This is a genomic window from Cellulomonas sp. PS-H5 (genome assembly GCF_019265565.1).
Lineage (GTDB): Bacteria > Actinomycetota > Actinomycetes > Actinomycetales > Cellulomonadaceae > Cellulomonas.
Window position 1 is genome coordinate 63923 of the sequence record NZ_JAHVCI010000007.1, and the last position, 19330, is coordinate 83252.

Annotated in this window: 19 protein-coding genes; 11 read left to right on the forward strand and 8 right to left on the reverse strand. The window is 76.8% G+C overall.

The window, feature by feature from the left end; translation table 11 throughout:
- Positions 1–29 precede the first annotated feature (29 nt).
- Genes J5O08_RS04950 through J5O08_RS04970 form a run of 5 tightly spaced genes read left to right on the forward strand, consistent with a single transcriptional unit; the run spans position 30 to position 5284 of the window.
- On the forward strand, positions 30–1379 hold the full coding sequence (locus tag J5O08_RS04950) for an ABC transporter substrate-binding protein (RefSeq protein WP_218705733.1): 1350 nt from the start codon (positions 30–32) through the stop codon (positions 1377–1379).
- The gene (locus J5O08_RS04955; RefSeq protein WP_218705734.1) at positions 1376–2377 is read left to right on the forward strand and encodes a carbohydrate ABC transporter permease; all 1002 of its coding nucleotides are present in this window, start codon (positions 1376–1378) and stop codon (positions 2375–2377) included. The genes J5O08_RS04950 and J5O08_RS04955 overlap by 4 nt, the downstream gene beginning before the upstream one ends.
- The gene (locus tag J5O08_RS04960; protein ID WP_308160773.1) at positions 2374–3228 is read left to right on the forward strand and encodes a carbohydrate ABC transporter permease; all 855 of its coding nucleotides are present in this window, start codon (positions 2374–2376) and stop codon (positions 3226–3228) included. The genes J5O08_RS04955 and J5O08_RS04960 overlap by 4 nt, the downstream gene beginning before the upstream one ends.
- A gap of 5 nt (positions 3229–3233) precedes the next feature.
- Positions 3234–4295 (forward strand): glycoside hydrolase family 43 protein, encoded by a 1062-nt coding sequence (locus tag J5O08_RS04965; RefSeq protein ID WP_308281365.1) that lies wholly within the window; start codon positions 3234–3236, stop codon positions 4293–4295.
- Positions 4292–5284 (forward strand): LacI family DNA-binding transcriptional regulator, encoded by a 993-nt coding sequence (locus J5O08_RS04970; protein WP_218705735.1) that lies wholly within the window; start codon positions 4292–4294, stop codon positions 5282–5284. The genes J5O08_RS04965 and J5O08_RS04970 overlap by 4 nt, the downstream gene beginning before the upstream one ends.
- Positions 5285–5590: 306 nt before the next feature.
- On the opposite strand, the gene J5O08_RS04975 is transcribed toward J5O08_RS04970, so the two are convergent.
- Genes J5O08_RS04975 through J5O08_RS21545 form a run of 3 tightly spaced genes read right to left on the reverse strand, consistent with a single transcriptional unit; the run spans position 5591 to position 7599 of the window.
- Positions 5591–6373 (reverse strand): GAF and ANTAR domain-containing protein, encoded by a 783-nt coding sequence (locus J5O08_RS04975; RefSeq protein ID WP_218705736.1) that lies wholly within the window; start codon positions 6371–6373, stop codon positions 5591–5593.
- A gap of 13 nt (positions 6374–6386) precedes the next feature.
- Entirely contained in the window at positions 6387–6560 is a 174-nt protein-coding gene (locus J5O08_RS04980; protein WP_218705738.1) for a hypothetical protein, read from the reverse strand.
- Between the two features lie 25 nt (positions 6561–6585).
- Positions 6586–7599: an ANTAR domain-containing protein gene (locus J5O08_RS21545; protein ID WP_218705740.1), complete on the reverse strand. Its 1014-nt coding sequence runs from the start codon at positions 7597–7599 to the stop codon at positions 6586–6588.
- 351 nt (positions 7600–7950) lie between these two features.
- On the opposite strand from J5O08_RS21545, the gene J5O08_RS04990 reads away from it, so the two are divergent.
- Positions 7951–8679 carry a 1-acyl-sn-glycerol-3-phosphate acyltransferase gene (locus J5O08_RS04990; RefSeq protein WP_218705742.1) on the forward strand — a complete coding sequence of 243 codons (729 nt, stop codon included), beginning with the start codon at positions 7951–7953 and terminating at the stop codon, positions 8677–8679.
- On the forward strand, positions 8676–9677 hold the full coding sequence (locus J5O08_RS04995) for an NAD(P)H-dependent glycerol-3-phosphate dehydrogenase (RefSeq protein ID WP_218705744.1): 1002 nt from the start codon (positions 8676–8678) through the stop codon (positions 9675–9677). Before J5O08_RS04990 ends, J5O08_RS04995 begins: the two co-directional genes overlap by 4 nt.
- A gap of 5 nt (positions 9678–9682) precedes the next feature.
- Here the strand turns inward: J5O08_RS04995 and J5O08_RS05000 are convergent, their stop codons facing one another.
- Positions 9683–10849 (reverse strand): PLP-dependent transferase, encoded by a 1167-nt coding sequence (locus J5O08_RS05000; RefSeq protein WP_308281367.1) that lies wholly within the window; start codon positions 10847–10849, stop codon positions 9683–9685.
- A 70-nt stretch (positions 10850–10919) separates the two neighbouring features.
- Between J5O08_RS05000 and J5O08_RS05005 the strand changes: the two genes are divergently transcribed.
- The gene (locus tag J5O08_RS05005) at positions 10920–12074 is read left to right on the forward strand and encodes a D-alanine--D-alanine ligase family protein (RefSeq protein WP_218705745.1); all 1155 of its coding nucleotides are present in this window, start codon (positions 10920–10922) and stop codon (positions 12072–12074) included.
- A gap of 30 nt (positions 12075–12104) precedes the next feature.
- On the opposite strand, the gene J5O08_RS05010 is transcribed toward J5O08_RS05005, so the two are convergent.
- A complete protein-coding gene (locus tag J5O08_RS05010; protein WP_308281368.1) occupies positions 12105–12755 on the reverse strand; it encodes a DUF3515 family protein in 651 nt (216 codons plus the stop codon).
- 465 nt (positions 12756–13220) lie between these two features.
- On the opposite strand from J5O08_RS05010, the gene J5O08_RS05015 reads away from it, so the two are divergent.
- Positions 13221–14192, forward strand: a complete 972-nt coding sequence (locus J5O08_RS05015) for a thiamine-phosphate kinase (RefSeq protein WP_374225930.1) — start codon at positions 13221–13223, stop codon at positions 14190–14192.
- Here the strand turns inward: J5O08_RS05015 and J5O08_RS05020 are convergent.
- The 3 genes from J5O08_RS05020 to rpmB form a co-directional block, all read right to left on the reverse strand.
- Positions 14189–14377 carry a hypothetical protein gene (locus J5O08_RS05020; RefSeq protein ID WP_218705747.1) on the reverse strand — a complete coding sequence of 63 codons (189 nt, stop codon included), beginning with the start codon at positions 14375–14377 and terminating at the stop codon, positions 14189–14191. The genes J5O08_RS05015 and J5O08_RS05020 overlap by 4 nt on opposite strands.
- Before the next feature lie 15 nt (positions 14378–14392).
- The gene (locus J5O08_RS05025; RefSeq protein ID WP_218705748.1) at positions 14393–14914 is read right to left on the reverse strand and encodes a GNAT family N-acetyltransferase; all 522 of its coding nucleotides are present in this window, start codon (positions 14912–14914) and stop codon (positions 14393–14395) included.
- A gap of 132 nt (positions 14915–15046) precedes the next feature.
- Positions 15047–15238, reverse strand: a complete 192-nt coding sequence (rpmB, locus tag J5O08_RS05030) for a 50S ribosomal protein L28 (RefSeq protein WP_135974635.1) — start codon at positions 15236–15238, stop codon at positions 15047–15049.
- A 353-nt stretch (positions 15239–15591) separates the two neighbouring features.
- On the opposite strand from rpmB, the gene J5O08_RS05035 reads away from it, so the two are divergent.
- Both J5O08_RS05035 and J5O08_RS05040 read left to right on the forward strand, forming a co-directional pair.
- Positions 15592–17034, forward strand: coding sequence for a DAK2 domain-containing protein (locus J5O08_RS05035; protein WP_218705749.1), 1443 nt, complete (start codon positions 15592–15594; stop codon positions 17032–17034).
- A complete protein-coding gene (locus J5O08_RS05040; RefSeq protein WP_308281370.1) occupies positions 17031–19277 on the forward strand; it encodes an ATP-dependent DNA helicase RecG in 2247 nt (748 codons plus the stop codon). Before J5O08_RS05035 ends, J5O08_RS05040 begins: the two co-directional genes overlap by 4 nt.
- Positions 19278–19330 lie beyond the last annotated feature (53 nt).

Consider the following 19330-nt stretch of genomic DNA (forward strand, 5'->3'; position numbering starts at 1 on the left):
CCCCTGGCCCCGATGGCGAAGGAGCCACCGTGAGCCAGCCCGTCCCTGCCCCCGCGCGCCCGCGTCCGGGTGCCCAGCCCCGACCCACCGGCCTGTCCCGCCGCGGCTTCCTCGCCGGCCTGGGCGCCGTCGGCCTCGGCGCGACCGTCGCCGCCTGCTCGAGCGGCAGCCCGTCGCCGTCGGGCACCGCGCGCGGCGGGGTCGTCGACCTCACCTTCTGGAACGGCTTCACGGGCGGCGACGGGCCCGTGATGCAGGACCTCGTCGACCGGTTCAACGCCGAGCACGAGGGCGTCGCCGTGAAGATGACGACGATGGAGTGGGCCGACTTCCACGCCAAGCTGCCCGCCGCGCTGACCTCCGGGCAGGGCCCGCACATCGCGATCCAGCACCTCGACTCGCTGCCCACGTCCGCCGCCCGCGGGCTGCTGCTGCCGCTGGACGACCTCGCCGAGGACCTCGCGCTCACCGCGGACGACTTCATCCGGCCGGTGTGGGACGCCGGGATCTACGCGGGGGAGCGGTACGGCATCCCGCTCGACGTGCACCCGCTCGGGTTCTTCTGCAACACCGCGGTCATGGCCGACGCCGGCCTCGACCCCGCGGACCCGCCGATGGACCGCGCGTCGTACGAGGCCGCGCTCGACGCGCTCCTGGCGCACGGGGTGGCGGGGCACTGGATGAGCCCGCACACCTTCACGGGCGGGCAGACCCTGCAGTCGCTCATCTGGCAGTTCGGCGGCGACCTGCTCGACGCCGACGGCGCCACCGCCGCCTGGGCGCAGGACGAGGGCGTCGAGGCGCTGTCCTGGATGGTCGACGCCGTGCACCGCGGCTGGAGCGCCCGCGACGTGGGGCAGGACGCCGACATCATCGCCCTGCAGAACGGGCAGGCCGCGTTCAACTGGAACGGCATCTGGTCCATCAACACCCTCGACGAGATCAGCGGCCTCGAGTGGGACGTCCGGCGGCTGCCGCGGATCGGGAGCGTCGACGCCGCGTGGGCCGGGTCGCACAACTTCGTGCTGACCAAGCAGAGGGGCACGACGGACGACCAGCTCGAGGCCGCCCGCACGTTCGTGAACTGGGTGTCGCAGCAGTCCGCGGCGTGGGCCGTCGGCGGGCAGGTCCCGGCGCGGCGCTCGGCGCGGGAGTCGGCGGAGTTCCAGGCGCTCGCCCCGCAGGCGGCGATCGCCGAGCAGGCCGACGACCTGCGGTTCCCGCCGTCGATCCCCGGCATCGGCGACGCGATCGGCGAGCTGTACACCGCGCTGAACGAGGCGGTGCTCCTCGTGAAGGAGCCGCGCGAGGCCCTGGCCGACGCGGCGGCGCGCGCCGACCAGGTGCTGGCCGACAACCGCGACCGCTACGGCGCATGAGCGCGGCGCTCCCGCCGCCCCGGCGCCCGCTGCGCCGGGGCGCGTGGTGGACGCCGTGGGCGTTCCTGGCGCCGTTCGCGCTCGTCTTCGGCACGTTCGTCGCGCTCCCGGCGGTCCGCGGGATCTGGATGTCCCTGCACGACTGGGACTACCTCATGCCGGACAAGCCGTTCGTGGGGCTCGGCAACTACGCGGACCTGCTCGACTCGACCAGCGTGGTGTTCCAGCGGTTCTGGGACGGCATGGCCGCGACGGGGATCTTCGTGGTCGCGTCGGTGCCGTTCCTGCTCACGCTGCCGCTGCTGCTGGCGATGGCCCTCAACCGGCGGTTCCCGGGGCGGACGTTCCTGCGCGCCGTGGTGTTCCTGCCGTACGTGCTCGGGGTCGCCGTGGTCGGCGTGCTGTTCCGGTTCGTGCTCGACCCCAACCTCGGGGTGCTCAACCACCTGCTCGGCCTGACCCGCCTGGACCGGCTGCTGCACGCGCTCGGCGCCGGCGACCCGGTCCCGTGGCTGACCGCGCAGCCGTGGACCTGGGTGTCGCTCGTGGGGGTCACGGTCTGGTGGACCCTCGGGTTCAACACGATCATCTACCTGGCCGGGCTGCAGGACGTCCCGCGCGAGCTCTACGACGCCGCCGAGGTGGACGGGGCCTCCGCGGGCCAGCGGTTCCGGCACGTGACCCTCCCGGGCCTGCGACCGGTGCTGGCGTTCGTGCTCACGATGACGTTCCTGGCGTCGGCGAACATGTTCGGGCAGGCCGACCTCATGACCAGCGGCGGACCCGGCACGTCGACCCGCACCGCGCTCATGGTCATCCTCGACACCGGCCTGGGCCAGTACAAGATGGGCTCGGCCGCCGCCATGGGGTACCTGCTGTCGATCGGGCTCGGCCTCGTGTCGATCGCGAACTTCTGGGCCCTGCGCGACCGGGACGGGCGCGGCGGTCGCCGGCGGGGTGCCCGCGCCGGCCGCCGCGGCGCCGGGGGTGCGTCGTGAGCGCGGGGCGCACGGGGCGCGCGCGCCGCGGGCTCGGCGCGGGCGCCGTCTGGGCGCTGGTGCTCGTGCTGGTCGCCACGTTCGTGGGTCCGCTGCTCTGGATGGGCCTCACGTCGGTCAAGTCCTACGGCGAGGCGACGGCGTCCCCGCCGACGCTCTGGCCGCAGGAGGTGGACCTGTCCGCCTACGAGCAGCTGCTCAGCCTCGACGGGCCCTACCCGGTGCTGCGCTGGTTCCTCAACTCCCTGCTCGCCGGCGTGCTGCACACCGCCCTCGTCCTGGTGGTCGCCTCGACGGCGGCCTTCGCGCTGGCGCGGATGCCGTTCCGGGGGCGCGGCCTGGTGTTCGGCGTCATCGTGTCGACGCTGTTCCTGCCGGCGTTCGTGTTCCTCATGCCGAACTACCTGATGATCGACCGGCTCGGCTGGACGGACTCGGTGTGGGCGCTCGTCGTCCCGGGCGCCGCGGGGGCGTTCGGGGTGTTCTTCCTCCGGCAGTTCATGGTGAACCTGCCGGTCGAGCTGGAGGAGGCCGCGGCGCTCGACGGCGCGAACCAGTGGGTCGTGTTCCGCCGGGTGGTCCTGCCGAACACCCGCCCCGCGCTCGCGACGCTCGCCGTGCTCGCGTTCCTCGGGAACTGGAACGACTACATCTGGCCGGTCTACGTGCTGTTCAGCCCGGAGCGGCTCACGCTGCCCGCGGGGCTCCGGCTGCTCCAGGGCGCCTACGTGACGGACTACCCGTCGATCATGGCCGGCGCGGTCGTCGCGTCGGTCCCGGTCATCGTCCTGTTCGTGCTGACGCAGCGGTTCGTCATCGAGGGCGTCGCGCGCAGCGGGCTGAAGGGGTGAGCGGCGTGCGACGGGGCCGACGCCCGGGGGTCGGCGGGGCGGTGCGGGCGGAGGTCGCGGCGACGACGCTCGCGCTCGCGGCCGCCCTGGCCGGCTGCGGCGGAGCGCCCGGACCGGACCCCGAGCCCACCCCTGCGACCACCGAGGAGACCGACGTGGCCTTCACCAACCCCGTCTACGACGGCAACCTGCCCGACCCCTTCGTGCTCCGCGCCGAGGGCGCCTGGTACGCGTACGGCACCCAGGGGCGGATCGGCACCCTGCCGGTCCTGCGCTCCGACGACCTCGTCCACTGGGAGGTCGTCGGCGACGGGATGCCGGTGCTGGCCCCGTGGTCCGGCGCGGGGCGGCACTGGGCGCCGGAGGTGGTCGAGCTCGGCGGGCGGTACGTCGCGTACTACACCGCGATGGAGCGCGGGACCCAGCAGCAGTGCGTGGGCGTCGCGTTCGCGGACCACCCGGCGGGCCCGTTCGTCGACGAGGCCGACGCCCCGTTCGTCTGCGAGCACGCGGAGGGCGGGTCCATCGACGCCTCGCCGTTCGTCGACCTCGACGGCACGCCGCACCTGCTCTGGAAGAACGACGGCAACCACGTCGGCGTGCGGTCCTGGATCCGGGTCCAGCAGCTCAGCCCCGACGGCGCCGCCCTCGTCGGGGACGGACCGGTGGACCTGATCACGCACGACCAGCCGTGGGAGGGGCACCTCGTCGAGGGGCCGACGGTGGTCGCCCGGGACGGTCGCTACCACCTGCTGTACTCGGCCAACGACTACGGGTCCGCGGACTACGGCGTCGGCTGGGCGGTGGCCGACGCGCTCACGGGGCCGTGGACCAAGCCGCGGGACGAGCCGCTCATGCGCTCGTCGCCCGAGGCGGCGGGACCCGGGCACGGGTGCGTCGTGACGGCCGACGACGGGGCGACCTGGTACGTGCACCACGCCTGGCCGCCGGACGCCGTCGGGTCGGCGTACCCGGGACGTCAGATGTGGCTGACCCCGCTGGACTGGGACGCGGACGGCGCGCCCGCGCTGGACGGGCCCGCGGTCTCGGTGGGTCGGCACCCGTGACCGTGACGCTGCGGGACGTGGCCGCGCGCGCCGGGGTCTCGTTCAAGACCGTGTCGAACGTCGTGAACGGCCACCCGCACGTCAGCGAGGTGACCCGGGCGCGCGTGCTCGCGGCGATCGAGCTGCTCGGGTACCGGCCCAACCAGACCGCGCGCAGCCTGCGGCACGGCCGGTCGGGGATCCTCGCGCTGGCGGTGCCCGAGCTCACCTCGCCGTACTTCGCGGCGCTCGCGTCCGCGGCGGGCCGGGCGGCGAAGGAGCACGGCCGCGTCCTGGTCATCGAGGAGACGCGCGGCGACCTCGAGGGGGAGCGCGTCGCGCTGGTGGACCTCACCTCGCGGCTGGTCGACGGGGTGATCCTGTCGCCGCTGGTCACGCCGCGCGAGGCGGTCGTGCGGCGGATCGGGCGCACCCCGATCGTCATGCTCGGCGAGCACCGCTACGACGTCGGGGCCGACCACGTCGCGATGGACAGCGTCCGCGCCGCCCGGGAGCTCACCGAGCACCTGCTCGCCACGGGGCGGCGGCGGATCGCGGTGCTCGGGCGCCAGGAGCCGGGCAGCACGGGCGGCGAGCGGTGGCGCGGGCACGTCGAGGCGCTCGCCGCCGCCGGCCTCGCGCCCGACGAGGCGCTGGTGCCCCGCGTGGGCGCCTACCGACGCGACGACGGCGTCCGGGCGGTGCGCGAGCTGCTCGCCGCCGGGGTGCGACCCGACGCCGTGCTCTGCTTCAACGACCTGCTCGCGCTCGGCGCGTGGCACGCCCTGCGCGCCGCGGGCCTGGCGGTCCCGGGCGACGTCGCGGTCGCGGGGTTCGACGACGTCGAGGAGTCCCGGTACGCGGGCCTCACGTCCGTCGCGCCGGACCTCGGGCTGCTCGCCCGCGAGGCGGTGCGGCTGCTGGTGCGGCGGGTGGAGGACCCGGCCGTCGCACCGGCGCAGGTCGTCGTCCCGTTCCGGGTGCGGGTCCGCGCGAGCACGGTCGGGTAGGGGCGGCGCGTGCTCCCGGGTTGCGACCCGCGCGGATGTCCCTAGCGTGGGGCGCGGGTCCAGCGACGGCCCGGATCACGAGTCCGGGGCCGGGGACGTCCCGAGGCACCGGCCCGACGCCCGACGCGGCGGCACGGGCGGCGCCCCTCCGGACAGCGCCGCGGTCGGCGCGCCGCAGGGGGACGCGCCGACCGCGGCCTCGTCCCGTCAAGTAGGGGACCGGGGCCCGCGCAGCCACGGAAGGCCGCGCCACCACGCAGGCCGCGCGCTCGCCACGGCCGCGCCCCCAGCAGCGCCCCCGCCGGGTCAGCGACGCGGGCGCTCCTGGAAGTCGTGCGGGCTGTGCGGCTCCTGGCCGGACACCGACGCGACGATCGCGGCCGCGAGATCGCGCATCTTCTGGTTCCGGGCCTGCGAGGCCCGGCGGAGGATGTCGAACGCCTCCTCGGGCCCGCACCGGTTCTGGGCCATGACCACCCCGAGCGCCTGGTCGATGACGGCGCGGGCCGCCATCGCGCTGCGCAGGTCCTCGTTGGTGCGCCGCTGCTCCTGGGCGAGCGCCGCCACCGCGACCGCCCGGGCGGCGTCGTCCGCGAACCGGGCGACGTCCCCGAGGACGTCCTCGTCCCACTCGCCCGGCCGCGGGTGGTACAGGTCGATCGCGAGGTCGACGTCCACCCCGTCGTGCCGGGCGGCCGGGAGCGCGGCCGTGGCGCAGAACCCCGCCGCGAGGGTCGCCTCCCGCCACGCGGGCCACCGCGGGTCGTCGTGGACGTCCGGGACGGTGATCCGGCGCTGCGCGCGGGAGGCGTCGAGGCACGGCCCCTCACCGGCCTCCTGCTCCGCGCGGTCGCAGGCCGCTGCGAGCTCGTCGGACGCCGCCGCCACGGCGGTCCTGCGGCCGAGCCGGACGGTGATCGCGGCCGAGCCGCCGGCGCGCCGGGCCGCGTGCCCGACGATGGCGTCCAGCAGCGAGTCGACGGGCACCGACGAGACCAGGAGCTCCTGGATCTCGTCGAGCGCACCGACGCGCCACGCCTCCGGCCCCGTGTCCTGCACGGGGCCGTCCGTCGTGCCGGGCTGCGCCACCGCACCCATCCCCTCAGCGCCCGTCAGCGGGCGCCGCGTCCTCCGGTGCGTCGTCCGCGCCCTCGGCGCCCGTGTAGCCCGCCTCGGGGCCGTCGCCGTCGGAGCCCGGCGTGCTCTGCTCCGCCTGGTCGTCGGGGTCGCCGTCGGGCAGGAGGCCGTCCGGGCGGTCGTTCGGGTCCTGGGTCATGCGGGTCCTCCTCGTGCGGGGTCCCTCACATGCTCGTGCCGCCGACCTCCGGGCGCATCTCGGGACGGCCGCCCCGGGGCGGGACGACCCGGAGCTGGACGCCGGCGTTCTCGGCGCGCCGCCGCAGCCGGGCGATGTGCAGCGCGGCCACCGGTCCGAGCCGCAGCAGGCCGGAGCCGTCGACGACGAGCGTCCCGCGCGGCGGGACGGCCTTCAGCGCCTCGCTCAGCCCGGCGACCAGCGTCGGGGCCGTCGCGGCGTCGACCTCGCCCTCGAGGTGCGCGACCACCGCGCGGCCCTCGGGGACGTGCCGGACCGTCAGGGACGCCGGGAGCGTCGGGCCGTCGCCGTGCCCCGCCACGTCGCGCGCCGTGCCGGGCGTGACGCCGAGGTCGGCGAGCGCGGCGTCCAGGACGTCCCGGGGGTCGCGGTCGGCGGGCCGGCCGGGCAGGGACCGGAGCAGGCGCTCGGCGACTCCCCGGACCTTCACGTTGAGGTGCTCGGAGTGCCAGCGGAGGAACTCGAACGCCGCCTCGCCGTCCAGGCCGTACGCGAGCATCGCCGCGCCCTTGGCCTGGTCGATGACCTCGCGGGAGGCGATCGCCGCGGCGAGCATGTCGTCCGCGCGGCGGGCGGCGGTCGCGCCGATCTCCGCGCCGAGGTCGATCAGCATCCCAAGCCGCTCGGCCGGCCGGCCGTCGTGCACGGCGCCGTCCGCGGCCGGAGCCCCGTCGTGGTCGGGCGCGGGTCGGCCGTCGCCGTCCGCCGAGCGGTGGCCGTGCCGCGGGTCGACGCCCGGCGCCAGCACGGCGAGCACCGAGCGCTCGGTGCCGGCGGTGTCCAGGAGGCGGTAGCGGACGCTGCTGCCGTCCCCGCCGGGGACGGGCGCCGCGCGGAGCACCGCCTCCAGGGCGGCGCGGTCCTCGCGGTGGCAGTGCGCCAGCATCAGGGCGGTCGAGGGGACGACGTCGCCGGGCTCAAAGCCGTGCAGCCGGTAGACCGGCTCGGACCAGGCGAGCGAGTCGCCCTCCCCGAGCACGTGGAAGGTCCCCGGGGCGACCGACCGCGGCTGCGTCGACGTGGTCGAGGGACGAGAGGAAACGGACAATGTGGTGCTCCGAAGCCGAGGTGCGACGACGTTCGTGCACGTCGCACCAGGTTTCTCGCGCAGCTCGCTTCGTCCCAACGATGCGCGGCGGCCCTGGGGGTGAGCCGAGGGGACCGGGGTCGATAGTGCCAAATCGGAGCGCCCGGCGCACGTCGGCCCCGCGTCCCCGGTTGCGCTCGCGGCCCCGCGCCCTACTCTGGGCTCCCCGTCGCGCCGAGCCCCCTGTCACGCGGGCCGGGTGCTCGGCGGGCCCCGCAGCCCCGCCGGGTAGCATCGGCTCCCGTGCATCCCCCCCGTGCGAACCGGTCCTACCGCAACATCGCCCGCGTCCTGCGCCCCGTGCTGTACGCGATCACGCGGCGTGACTGGCGGGGCGCCGAGCACCTGCCGGCCGGCACCGGGTTCATCGCCGCCGGGAACCACATGACCAACGTCGACCCGGTGACCTTCGCGCACTACCTCTACGACAACGGGGTGGCGCCGAAGATCCTCGCGAAGTCGTCGCTGTTCGGCGTGCCGGTCCTCGGCTGGGTGCTGCGCACGTCGGGGCAGATCCCCGTCTACCGGAACACCTCGAAGGCGGGCGACTCGCTGCGCGCCGCCGAGGCCGCCCTCGCCGAGGGCGAGTGCGTCGCGGTGTTCCCGGAGGGCACGCTGACCCGCGACCCCGACCTGTGGCCGATGGTGGCCAAGACCGGCGTCGCCCGCCTGGCGCTGACCTCGCGCGTGCCCGTCGTCCCGATCGCCCAGTGGGGCGCCCAGGACCTGCTCGGGCGGTACAAGAAGGTCTTCAAGCCGATCCCGCCGAAGAAGGTCACGGTCGTCGCCGGACCCCCGGTCGACCTGTCCGACCTCTACGACCGGCCGCTCGACGCCGCGACCCTCCGCGAGGCCACCGCCCGCGTCATGGCCGCGATCACCGCGCTGCTCGCGGACGTCCGGGGCGGGACGCCCCCGGCGCAGCCGTACGACATGCGGCGCCCGGGCGGCGCGACGACGGACCTCACGTGACCCGCGCCGCCGTCCTCGGGGCCGGCGCCTGGGGCACCACGTTCGCCGCCGTCCTCGCCGACGCGGGGTGCGACGTCACCGTCTGGGGCCGCGACGCCGCGGTGTGCGAGGCCATCGCCCGCGACCACCGCAACGAGCGCTACCTGCCCGGGATCGACCTGCCCGAGCGCGTGACGGGGGAGGCCGACCCGGCCGCCGCCGTCGCCGGGGCGGACGTCGTCGCGGTCGCCGTGCCGTCCCAGTCCGCGCGCGCCGTGCTGACCCCGCTCGCCGACGCGCTCGCGCCGGGCGCGGTCGCCGTGTCGCTGATGAAGGGCGTCGAACTCGCCACCGACCGGCGGATGAGCGAGGTCATGGGCGAGGCCCTGGGCCTGCCGGCCGAGCGCCTCGCCGTGCTGTCCGGTCCGAACCTGGCCGCCGAGATCGCCGCCCGCCAGCCGACCGCCACCGTCGTGGCCTCGGCGGACGCGGGCACCGCCGAGCGGGTCGCCGCCGCGTGCGCGTCGGGGTATTTCCGGCCGTACACCAACGACGACGTCGTGGGCGTCGAGCTGTGCGGGGCCGTGAAGAACGTCATCGCGCTGGCCGTGGGCATCTCCCAGGGGCGCGGGCTCGGCTACAACACGATGGCGACCGTGATCACGCGCGGCCTGGTCGAGATCACGCGGCTCGGCCTGGCGCTCGGCGCGAAGGCCGAGACCTTCCCGGGGCTGGCGGGCATGGGCGACCTGATGGCGACCTGCGCCTCGCCCGACTCGCGGAACCACCGGCTGGGCCTGGCCGTCGGCCGCGGGCTGTCGCTCGACGAGGCCGTGGCGGCGACCGGCGGCACGGCCGAGGGCGTGAAGTCGTCCCGGTCCGTGCTCGACCTGGCCGAGCGGGTCGGCGTCGAGATGCCGATCACCGCCGCCGTCGTGCAGGTGCTGCACGAGGGGCTGCCCGTCGACGCGCTCGCGCCGCTGCTGCTCGGGCGGCCCCGCAAGGCCGAGGGCGTCTAGCCCCGTCAGCCGCGCAGCGCGCGGTCCAGGTCCCGCCAGAGGTCCTCGACGTCCTCGATGCCGACGCTCAGCCGCAGCAGGTCCTCCGGGACGGTCGGCGACTCGGTCGCGAACCGGCGGCGGCGCTCGATGCTCGACTCCACGCCGCCGAGGCTCGTCGCCGGCACCCAGAGCCGCAGCGCCGCGACGACCGCGTCCGCGCCGGCCGCCCCGCCCGCGGGACGCAGCCCGATGATCGAGCCGTAGCCCGCCATCTGCGCGGTGGCGCGCTCGTGGCCGGGGTCGCCGGGGAGGCCGGGGTGCCGCACCTCGACGACGCCGGGATGCTCGGACAGCCGCCGAGCCAGGTCGAGCGCGGTGCGCTGCGAGCGCTCGACGCGCAGGGCGAGGGTGCGGATGCCGCGCAGGGCCAGGTAGACCTCGAACGGGCCGGCGATCGCGCCGTGCACCGTGCGGTAGCCGTGCAGCTTCTCCCGCAGGGCCGCGTCGTCGGTGAGCACGGCGCCGAGCACGACGTCGCTGTGCCCCGCGAGGTACTTGGTCACCGAGTGCACGACGACGTCCGCCCCGTGCTCCAGCGGGCGCTGCACCAGCGGCGTCGCGAAGGTGTTGTCCACGGCCACCAGCGCACCGGCGGCGTGGCCCGCGGCGACCAGCGCCGGCAGGTCCGCCACCTCGAGCATCGGGTTGGTGGGCGACTCCACCCAGAGCAGTGACGTGGCGCGGCCCGTGGGGGACGCGGCCGGGTCCAGCGCGGCGACCACGGCGTCCGTGTCCGCGATGTCGACCTGCTGCACCTCGACGTCGGAGCGCTCCGCCAGGTCGCGGGCGTAGCCCAGCGTCACCTGGTACGCGTGCCGGGGGAGGACCAGCCGCCCGCCGTGCGGGACCAGCGACAGCGCCGCGGCGATCGCGGCCATGCCGGAGCCGAGCACCAGCGCCGGGTGCGCCGAGCCCTCCAGTGCGCCGAGGGTCGCCTCGAACGGGCCCCAGGTCTCGGTGTCGCCGCGGGCGTACATCATCTCGCCGGGCTGCGGCACGCCCTGCGACACGTAGGTCGAGGACAGCACCACCGGGGGGTTCACGGGGGCGCCCTGCGCGCGGGCGGGGCGGCCCGCCGTCACGGCGAGGGTCTCGCGGGACAGGTCGGCGTCGTGCTCGTGCGGGGTCACGGGCCGCAGGCTACGCGCACGCGCGCGGCGTCGACGGTCCCGTCCCACCCAGCGGCTAGGCTTCCCGGCGATGTCCAGCCTCCCTGAGCCCGTGTCCGGGCCCGCCGCGTCCGCCGCCAGCCGCCCCCGGGTGCTCGTGCTGTTCGGGGGGCGCTCGAGCGAGCACGCCATCTCCTGCGCCACCGCCGGGGCCGTGCTCCGCGCGATCGACCGGGAGCGGTACGACGTGCTGCCGATCGGCATCACCCCGCAGGGCCGGTGGGTGCGCGTCGCCGACGACCCGGACCGCTGGGCCATCGTCGACGGCCGGCTGCCCGAGGTCGAGGCCGTGCCCGAGCAGGTCCTGCTCCCGCAGGAGGTCGGCTCGCGTGAGCTGCAGGTCATCGAGCCCGGGTCGCCCGCCGTCGACCTCGGCGCCGTCGACGTCGTCCTGCCGCTGCTGCACGGCCCGTTCGGCGAGGACGGGACGCTCCAGGGGATGCTCGAGCTCGCCGACGTCCGGTACGTCGGCGCCGGCGTGCTCGCCTCCGCGGTGGGCATGGACAAGCACTTCATGAAGGTCGTCCTCGCCGGCGCCGGGCTGCCCGTCGGGCCGTTCGTCACCCTGCGCGGCGACGACCTCGAGACCGACCGGGACGGCGTACGGGCGCGGATCGAGGCGCTGGGCCTGCCGCTGTTCGTCAAGCCCGCCCGCGCCGGGTCCAGCATCGGCATCACCCGGGTCGTCGACCCCGCCGACCTGCCCGCCGCCGTCGCCGCCGCCCAGGAGCACGACCCGAAGGTCGTGATCGAGGCCGGCATCGTCGGGCGCGAGATCGAGTGCGCCGTCCTGGGAGGCCGCGGCGGCGCGCGCCCCCGGGCGTCCCTCCCCGGCGAGATCGTCGTCACCGACGCGACCCACGGGTTCTACGACTTCGAGGCCAAGTACCTCGACGAGGCCGCCGTCCAGCTGTCCTGCCCCGCCGATCTGCCCGAGGACGTCATCGCCCGCGTGCAGGACGTCGCCGTGCGGACCTTCGAGGCCGTCGACGGCGAGGGGCTCGGGCGGGTCGACGTGTTCGTGACGCCCGGCGGCGAGGTGGTCGTCAACGAGATCAACACCATGCCCGGGTTCACGCCGTTCTCGATGTACCCCCGCATGTGGCAGCAGAGCGGGCTGTCCTACGCCGACCTGCTGGACGAGCTGCTGCAGCTCGCGCTCGAGCGGCCGACCGGGCTGCGCTGAGGGAACCGGGCCCCTCGCGGGCTGCGGGCGTCAGAGGCAGGCGCGGGTCGCCTCGACCTGGGCGATCGCGGGGCTGAGCGCGTCCAGGAACGACGTCGACCGCTCCGCGACCACCGCCGCCGGGACGTGCACCTCCACCGCGGGGTCGCGGCCGTAGGTCACGAACGTCCAGTCGGACGAGCCGGGGTCGAGCAGCGCGTCCGCGCCGGACGACGGGTCCGCGGTGGGGTCGGCCGTCGCGCCGGGGTCGGCCGTCGCGCCAGCGGAGGCCGCCGGGTCGGCTCCGTCGTCGTCGGCGTCGTCGGGGCCGGCGCCGGCGTCCGCGGGCTCCGCGTCGGCCCGCACGAGCCAGTCGATGCTGGTCCCGCTCGCCGTCTCCATCGTCACGCACTGCTCGGTCGTCGGGCCGGGCACCGGCACGCCGCAGCGCAGCGTCACCGGGTCCGTCGGGTCGCCCCACGCCCAGGTCGCCTGGCTCGTCGTGCGGAGCTCGGCCAGCCCGTCGCCGAGCTGCTCGGGCAGCGCCAGCACCACCCGCGCGCACGCCGGGTCCGCCGCGTCGGGGGCCACCGCCACCCCGACGGTCGACGCGCACCCCGCGAGCAGCGGGACGCCGGCCAGCGCCAGCGTGGCCGCCCCGGCGGCGGTGCGGGCGGGGCGACGGCGGGGGGAGCGGCTCACGGGGCCACGGTAACCCGGCGCGGGCGCCGGTCCGGAACCGGGGCGGGGGGCTTCCGCGCCGAGGGGGTAACCGACACGTCGAGTGCCTACCCAGGGGATAGGCACTCGACGTGTTGATTGCTCACTCGAGGTCGGCTGCGCGCCGTCATGCGGTCGGGCGCGTGGCGTGCGGGCGCGAGCGGGCGCCGGCCGGGCATGGGGGCGTGCGGACGCGAGTGGGCGCACGGCCGGGCACGGGGGGCGTGCGGGCGCCGGTCGGGCACGGGGCGTGCGGACGCGAGCGGGGCGCCGGCCGCACGCGGGGGAGGCGTCGCGGCCGACGCCGGTGCCGCGGGCGCTACCGTGGCGGGCGTGACCGACCGCGCCGCCCCCGACCAGCCCGACGCCGCCGGCCCCACCGTGGCGGACCAGCGCGTCGCCGCCCGGCCTGCGGCCCCCGACGAGTCCGACGCCGCCGGCCCCAGCGTGGCGGAGCTGTCCGAGGACGGCCTGCTCGCGCGGATCTTCCCGCACCTCCCGGCCGGCGACCGCACCCTGCTCGGCCCCGGCGACGATGCGGCCGTCCTCGCCGCCCCGGACGGGCGGTTCGTCGTGTCGACCGACGTCCTCGTCGAGGATCGGCACTTCCGGCGCGCGTGGTCCACCGGCGAGGACGTCGGCTGGCGCGCCGCCATGCAGAACCTCGCCGACGTCGCCGCGATGGGCGCCCGGCCGACCGCGATCGTCGTCTCGCTGGTCGTCCCCGGCGACCTGCCCGTCGCGTGGGTCGAGGGCCTGGCGCGCGGGCTCGGCGCGGCGTGCGCGACCGTCGGGGCCGGCGTCGTCGGCGGTGACCTGTCCGGGGGCGCGTCCGTCGTCGTCGCGGTGACCGTGCACGGCGACCTCGCGGGGGCCGACCCGGTCCTGCGCTCCGGCGCCCGGCCCGGGGACGTCGTCGCGCTCGCGGGGACGGTGGGCCGCTCCGCAGCGGGGCTCACGCTCCTCGACGCGGGGCGCGCGGACGCCGACCCGGCGGTCGTCGCCGTGCACCGCCGCCCCGAGCCGCCCCTCGCGGCGGGCCCGGCCGCTGCGGCCGGCGGCGCCACCGCGATGCTCGACGTCTCGGACGGGCTGCTGCGCGACGGCGAGCGGCTGGCCGCGGCGAGCGGGGTCGTGCTGGACCTCGACGACCCGGCGGAGGCGTTCCGCGACGACCTCGACGCCCTGGCCGCGGCCGCCGCCGCCCTCGGCACCGACCCGGTCGGCTGGGTGCTGGGCGGGGGCGAGGACCACGGCCTGCTCGCGACGTTCCCCGCGGCGGCGGCGCTGCCGGAGGGGTTCCGTCGGATCGGCGTGGTGGCCGAGGCCGGTGCGGGCGCGGACGGCGTAGCGGGCACGGTGCTCGTCGGCGGCGCGCGGCCGGTGGTCGCGACCGGTTGGGAGCACTTCCGGCGCTAGTGCGTCGGCGGTCGCGGCCGATCCGGCCAGGCGCGGCGATCGGGCTGCGCGTCGACGTCGGGGCGCTCGAACGAGACCATCCCGTCTCTGATCTCCCGGCGCGCGTCGCGGAGGTCCTGCATCAGCTCGTCGTCTTGGAGGACGTCGAGGGTCTCCTCGAGAGCGTCGAGCTCGTCCCGGTCCATCGGTGTCGGCATCGGTCAGCGCCGGCGGTAGCGGACCTCGAGCAGGTCGGCGCCGCCGACGTCCTCGGTGCGCTCGGTGCCGTCGGGCTGGAAGCCGTGCCGGCGGTAGAAGTGCCGGGCGCGCTCGTTGTCCGCGAACACCCAGAGCGTGACGGGGATGCGCGGCGGGACGTCCTGCATGGCGGTGCGCAGCAGCTCGCGCGCGACGCCGGACCCCCACATCCCGTGGTCGAGGTAGAGGGCGTACACCTGCAGCGCCGAGCGCTCGGCGTCCTCGTCGAGGGACGGGCCGAGGGAGATGAACCCGACGACCTCCGCGGGATCGACGGTCGCGACCCACGCGCGGATCCGGCTGCCGTGCGCGAGGTCGCGCTGCCAGACCTCGGTGCGCCGGTCGACGTCGAGGGAGGACAGGTAGCTGTCGGGGACGAGGCCCGCGTACGCGTGCTGCCACGTCCGGACGTGCACGGCGGCGATGCCGGCGGCGTCCCGGGGCTCGGCGGGCCGGACCGTGTGCTCGCGGCGCTGCTCGCTCATGCGCTCAGCGTGCCACACCCGGCGGCGCCGCCACAGGGCGTTCTGCCGGTCGCCCGGTGGTCGGCCTGGATCGCCCCCGGGCAGCACGAAGGCCCGCGCGGACGAACCGCACGGGCCTTCGAGAGACGTCGCTCAGACGGCGCGCTGGACCTTGCCGGCCTTGAGGCACGAGGTGCAGACGTTGAGGCGCTTCGGGGTGCCCGCGACCACCACGCGCACGCGCTGGATGTTCGGGTTCCAGCGGCGCTTGGTGCGCACGTGCGAGTGCGAGATGCTGTGCCCGAAGCTCGGGCCCTTGGCGCAGACGTCGCAGTTGGCAGCCACGGTCTTCTCCTGATCCGGTCATTGCACGCCGCTCGGGAAGGAGCCCCGGGCGGCAAGTCCTGGTTGGTCGGTGGGGCCCGCACCGGCGGTCCGAGGACCGTTCCGAGGGGCACACCCGTGCCCGGCAGTGGCCAGGCAACCGGACAAGACTAGCCCACGAGTGCCGTGACCCTCAAAACGACGTCCGTCACACCTCGCCGGACGACCGGCAGCGGGGCCCGGGCTGGGGACGACCGGGGTCCTGTGGGTCGCGTGCGGCAGAGTAGGGGATGCGCGGGCGAACGGCCCGCGAGGTCGTCGGCGGGCCGGGTGCCGGACGGACGACCGGGACGACGAGAGGACTGCGCGCGGACGTGGCTGGGCGACTCGGGGACGGCGACGTGCTGCGCGACTGGCTGGACCGCGCGGTGCCCGCGCTGGAAGCAGCGCGCGAGCGGATCGACGCGGTGAACGTGTTCCCGGTGCCCGACGGCGACACGGGGACGAACGTGCTGCTCACGGTGCGCGGGGCGGCGGACGAGGTCGCGGCGCTGCCCGGCGGCGCCGACGGGGCCGCGGTGCTCCGGGCGCTCGCGCGCGGGGCACTGCTGTCGGCGCGCGGCAACTCGGGGGTCATCCTCAGCCGGTACCTCGGCGGGCTGGCCGGTGCGGCGTCCGCGTCGATGCCCGACGCCCTGGCGGCCGCCGCGGCGGCGGCGCGCTCGGCGGTGGCCGAGCCGGAGGACGGGACGGTGCTGACCGTCGCCGCCGTGGTGGCCGACGCGGTGCGGCGGGCGGCGGCGCCGGGCGCGGGTGAGACGGCGGCGCCGGGCGAGGGTGAGACCGCGGCGCCGGGCGAGGGTGAGACCGCGGCGCCGGGCGAGGGCGAGGCGGCGGCGCCGGGCGAGGGCGAGGCGGCGGCGCTCGGCGCGGGCGTGGCGGCGGGGCGTGCGGACCTCGCGCGGATCAGCGCGGGGCACCCGGTGCTGCGCTCGGCCCGGGTCGTCGACGCCGGGGCCTGCGCCCTGCTGGTGCTGCTCGACGCCCTGGCCGCCGCCCTCGCGGGCTCGGCAGGGCCCGTGGACGTCGCGTGGCTGGACGCCCACGACGCCGCGGAACCGGCGGGTGCCGGGGCCGAGGGGGCCGCCGACGCGCACGGCTACGAGGTCGTCGCGCTGCTGCGGGTCGACGGGGACGCCGACGGCGCCGAGCGGGTCGCCCGCGGGCTCGCGGATGCACTGGCCGCGGTCGGCGACGCGGTCGCGGTGGTGCCCGGGGACGGGCTCGTGACGGCGCACGTGCATGCGCCCGCGCCCACCGACGCCGCGGCGGCCCTGGAAGCCTCCGGCGCGCGCTGGACGGCGACGGTGCGGACGCTGCTCGGCCCGGCGCGGCCCGTGGTCGCGTGCACCGGCTCGGGCGCGGTCGCCGCCGCGCTCGCGGACGACGGTGCGGTCGCCGTGCTGCTGCCGGACGGGACGCCCCCGGGCGAGGCCCGCGACGCCGTCCGCCGGGCGACCCAGGAGGCGCAGGTCCCGGTGCACGCGGCGGGCGACGCCAGGGCGGCGGGGGCCGCCGGGCAGGGGTCGGTCGTCGTGCTGCCCGGGGACCGGCTCGACGCCGCCGCCCTCGACCCCGGGTGGGTCGTCCCGGCCGGGGCGTCCGACGACGCGGGGGTGCTCGTCTCGCTCGCCGCCCTCGCGGTCCCCGCGACGGACGCGGTCCCCACGAGCACGGGCGACCCCGCGACGCCCGCAGCCCCTACCACCCCTACCACCCCCACCACCCCCACCACCCCGACGGAGGCGCGCCCGTGACCGTCCCCCACGACGCGGTCGTGCAGCCGCCGCCGTACCTGGACCAGGACCTCGGCACGTACGTCCCGGGCGCCGCCAAGAAGCTCGCCAAGCTCGGGCTGCGCACGGTCGGCGACCTGCTGCGCTACTACCCCCGCCGGTGGTCCCACTGGGGTGACCCGGCGACCATCGGGCACCTGCGCGTCGGGGAGCACGTGACGGTGGACGCGGTGGTCGACCGCTCGACGACGCGCACGATGCGCTCGCGGGGCGGCGTGATCCTCGAGGTGGTGGTGCGGAACGGTCCGCAGACCCTGCTCCTGACCTGGTTCGCCAAGCACCCCGGCGCGCTGCGGCACTTCGAGCAGCAGCTCAAGCCGGGCGTGACCGGCCTGTTCTCGGGCACGGTCAAGGAGTACCGCGGCCAGCTCCAGCTCCTGCACCCCGAGTTCGAGGTCGACGACCCGATGTCGTTCGAGGACGAGGCCCAGCGCCTGATCGAGTCGCGGCGGCCCCGGCCGGTGTACGGCCTGACCGCGGGCCTGCGGAACGAGACGGTGGTCTCCGCGGTCGAGATGGTGCGCCGCCTGCTCACCCCGGCCGACCTCCCGGACCCGCTGCCCGACGAGGTCCGCGGCCGGATGCCGGGGATCGTGGACGCGCTCCAGGGGGTGCACCACCCGCTCGACGACACGGAGAAGGACCGGGCCGTGGCCCGGCTGCGGTTCGAGGAGGCGTTCGTCCTGCAGGCCGAGCTGGCCCGCCGCAAGGCCCGGTTCGCGGCGCAGGCGGCGGTCGCGCGGCCGCCGCGCGCGGGCGGGCTGCTGGACGCGTTCGACGCGCGGCTGCCGTTCGAGCTGACGGGAGGCCAGCGGGAGATCGGCGCGCAGATCGCCGCAGAGCTCGCGGCCGGCAGCCCGATGCAGCGCCTGCTCCAGGGCGAGGTCGGCTCGGGGAAGACGGTGGTGGCGGCGCGCGCGATGCTCCAGGTGGTCGACGCCGGCGGGCAGGCGGCCCTGCTGGCCCCGACCGAGGTGCTCGCGGCGCAGCACGCCCGGACGCTGCAGGCCCTGCTCGGCGACCTGGCGGAGGCCGGGATGCTCGGCGGCGCGGAGGTGGCGACGCGGGTGGCCCTGCTGACCGGCTCGCAGGGGTCGGCGGCCCGGCGACGGGCGCTCGGCGAGATCGCGGGCGGGGCCGCCGGGATCGTGGTCGGCACGCACGCGCTGCTGTCCGAGCACGTGCAGTTCGCGGACCTCGGCCTGGTGGTGGTGGATGAGCAGCACCGGTTCGGCGTGGAGCAGCGGGACGTCCTGCGGGCCAAGGCCGGGGGTGTGCCGCACCTGCTCGTGATGACGGCGACGCCGATCCCGCGCACGGTCGCGATGACGGTGTTCGGCGACCTCGAGACGTCGACGCTGCGCGAGGTGCCGAAGGGCCGCGCGGACGTCGTGACGCACGTGGTCCCGGCGGACAAGCCCGCCTGGCTGGAGCGCACGTGGCAGCGCATCCGCGAGGAGGTCGACCGCGGCGGCCGGGCCTACGTGGTGTGCGCGCGGATCGACGCCGACGCGAAGAAGGCGGACGTCGACGGCGCGGACCTGGTGACCGACCTGCCCCCGGAGGACGAGGACGCCCGCCCGCAGCGCCCGCTGCACGCGGTCGTGGAGGTCGCGGAGCTGCTGCGCGGCACGCCCGCGCTGCGCGGCGTCGCGGTCGGGGAGCTGCACGGCCGGATGACCCCCGAGGACAAGGACCGGGCGCTCGCGGACTTCGCCTCGGGCGCGGTGCCGGTGCTGGTGTCGACGACCGTGATCGAGGTCGGTGTCGACGTGCCGGACGCGACCGTGATGGTGGTGCTGGACGCGGACCGGTTCGGCATCTCGCAGCTGCACCAGCTCCGCGGGCGGATCGGCCGCGGGACGAGGCCCGGGGTGTGCCTGCTGGTCGCGGACGCCCCCGAGGGCACCGACGCGGCGACCCGGCTCGGCACGCTCGCGGCGACGCGCGACGGGTTCGAGCTCGCGGCGGTGGACCTGGCGCTGCGCCGCGAGGGCGACGTGCTCGGGGCCGCGCAGTCGGGCGGGAGCTCGTCGCTCCGGCTGCTCAAGGTGACGGAGCACGCCGAGGTGATCGAGCGGGCCCGGGTCGCGGCGCGCGAGCTCGTCGACGCGGACCCGGACCTGGAGGCGCACCCGGCGCTCGCCGAGGCGATCCAGCGGATGCTGGCGGGGGAGCGCGAGGAGTTCCTCGACCGGACCTGACCGGACCGCGGGCCGTCGGTCCCGGCGGAGGCACCAGCCGCGGTGCGTACGCT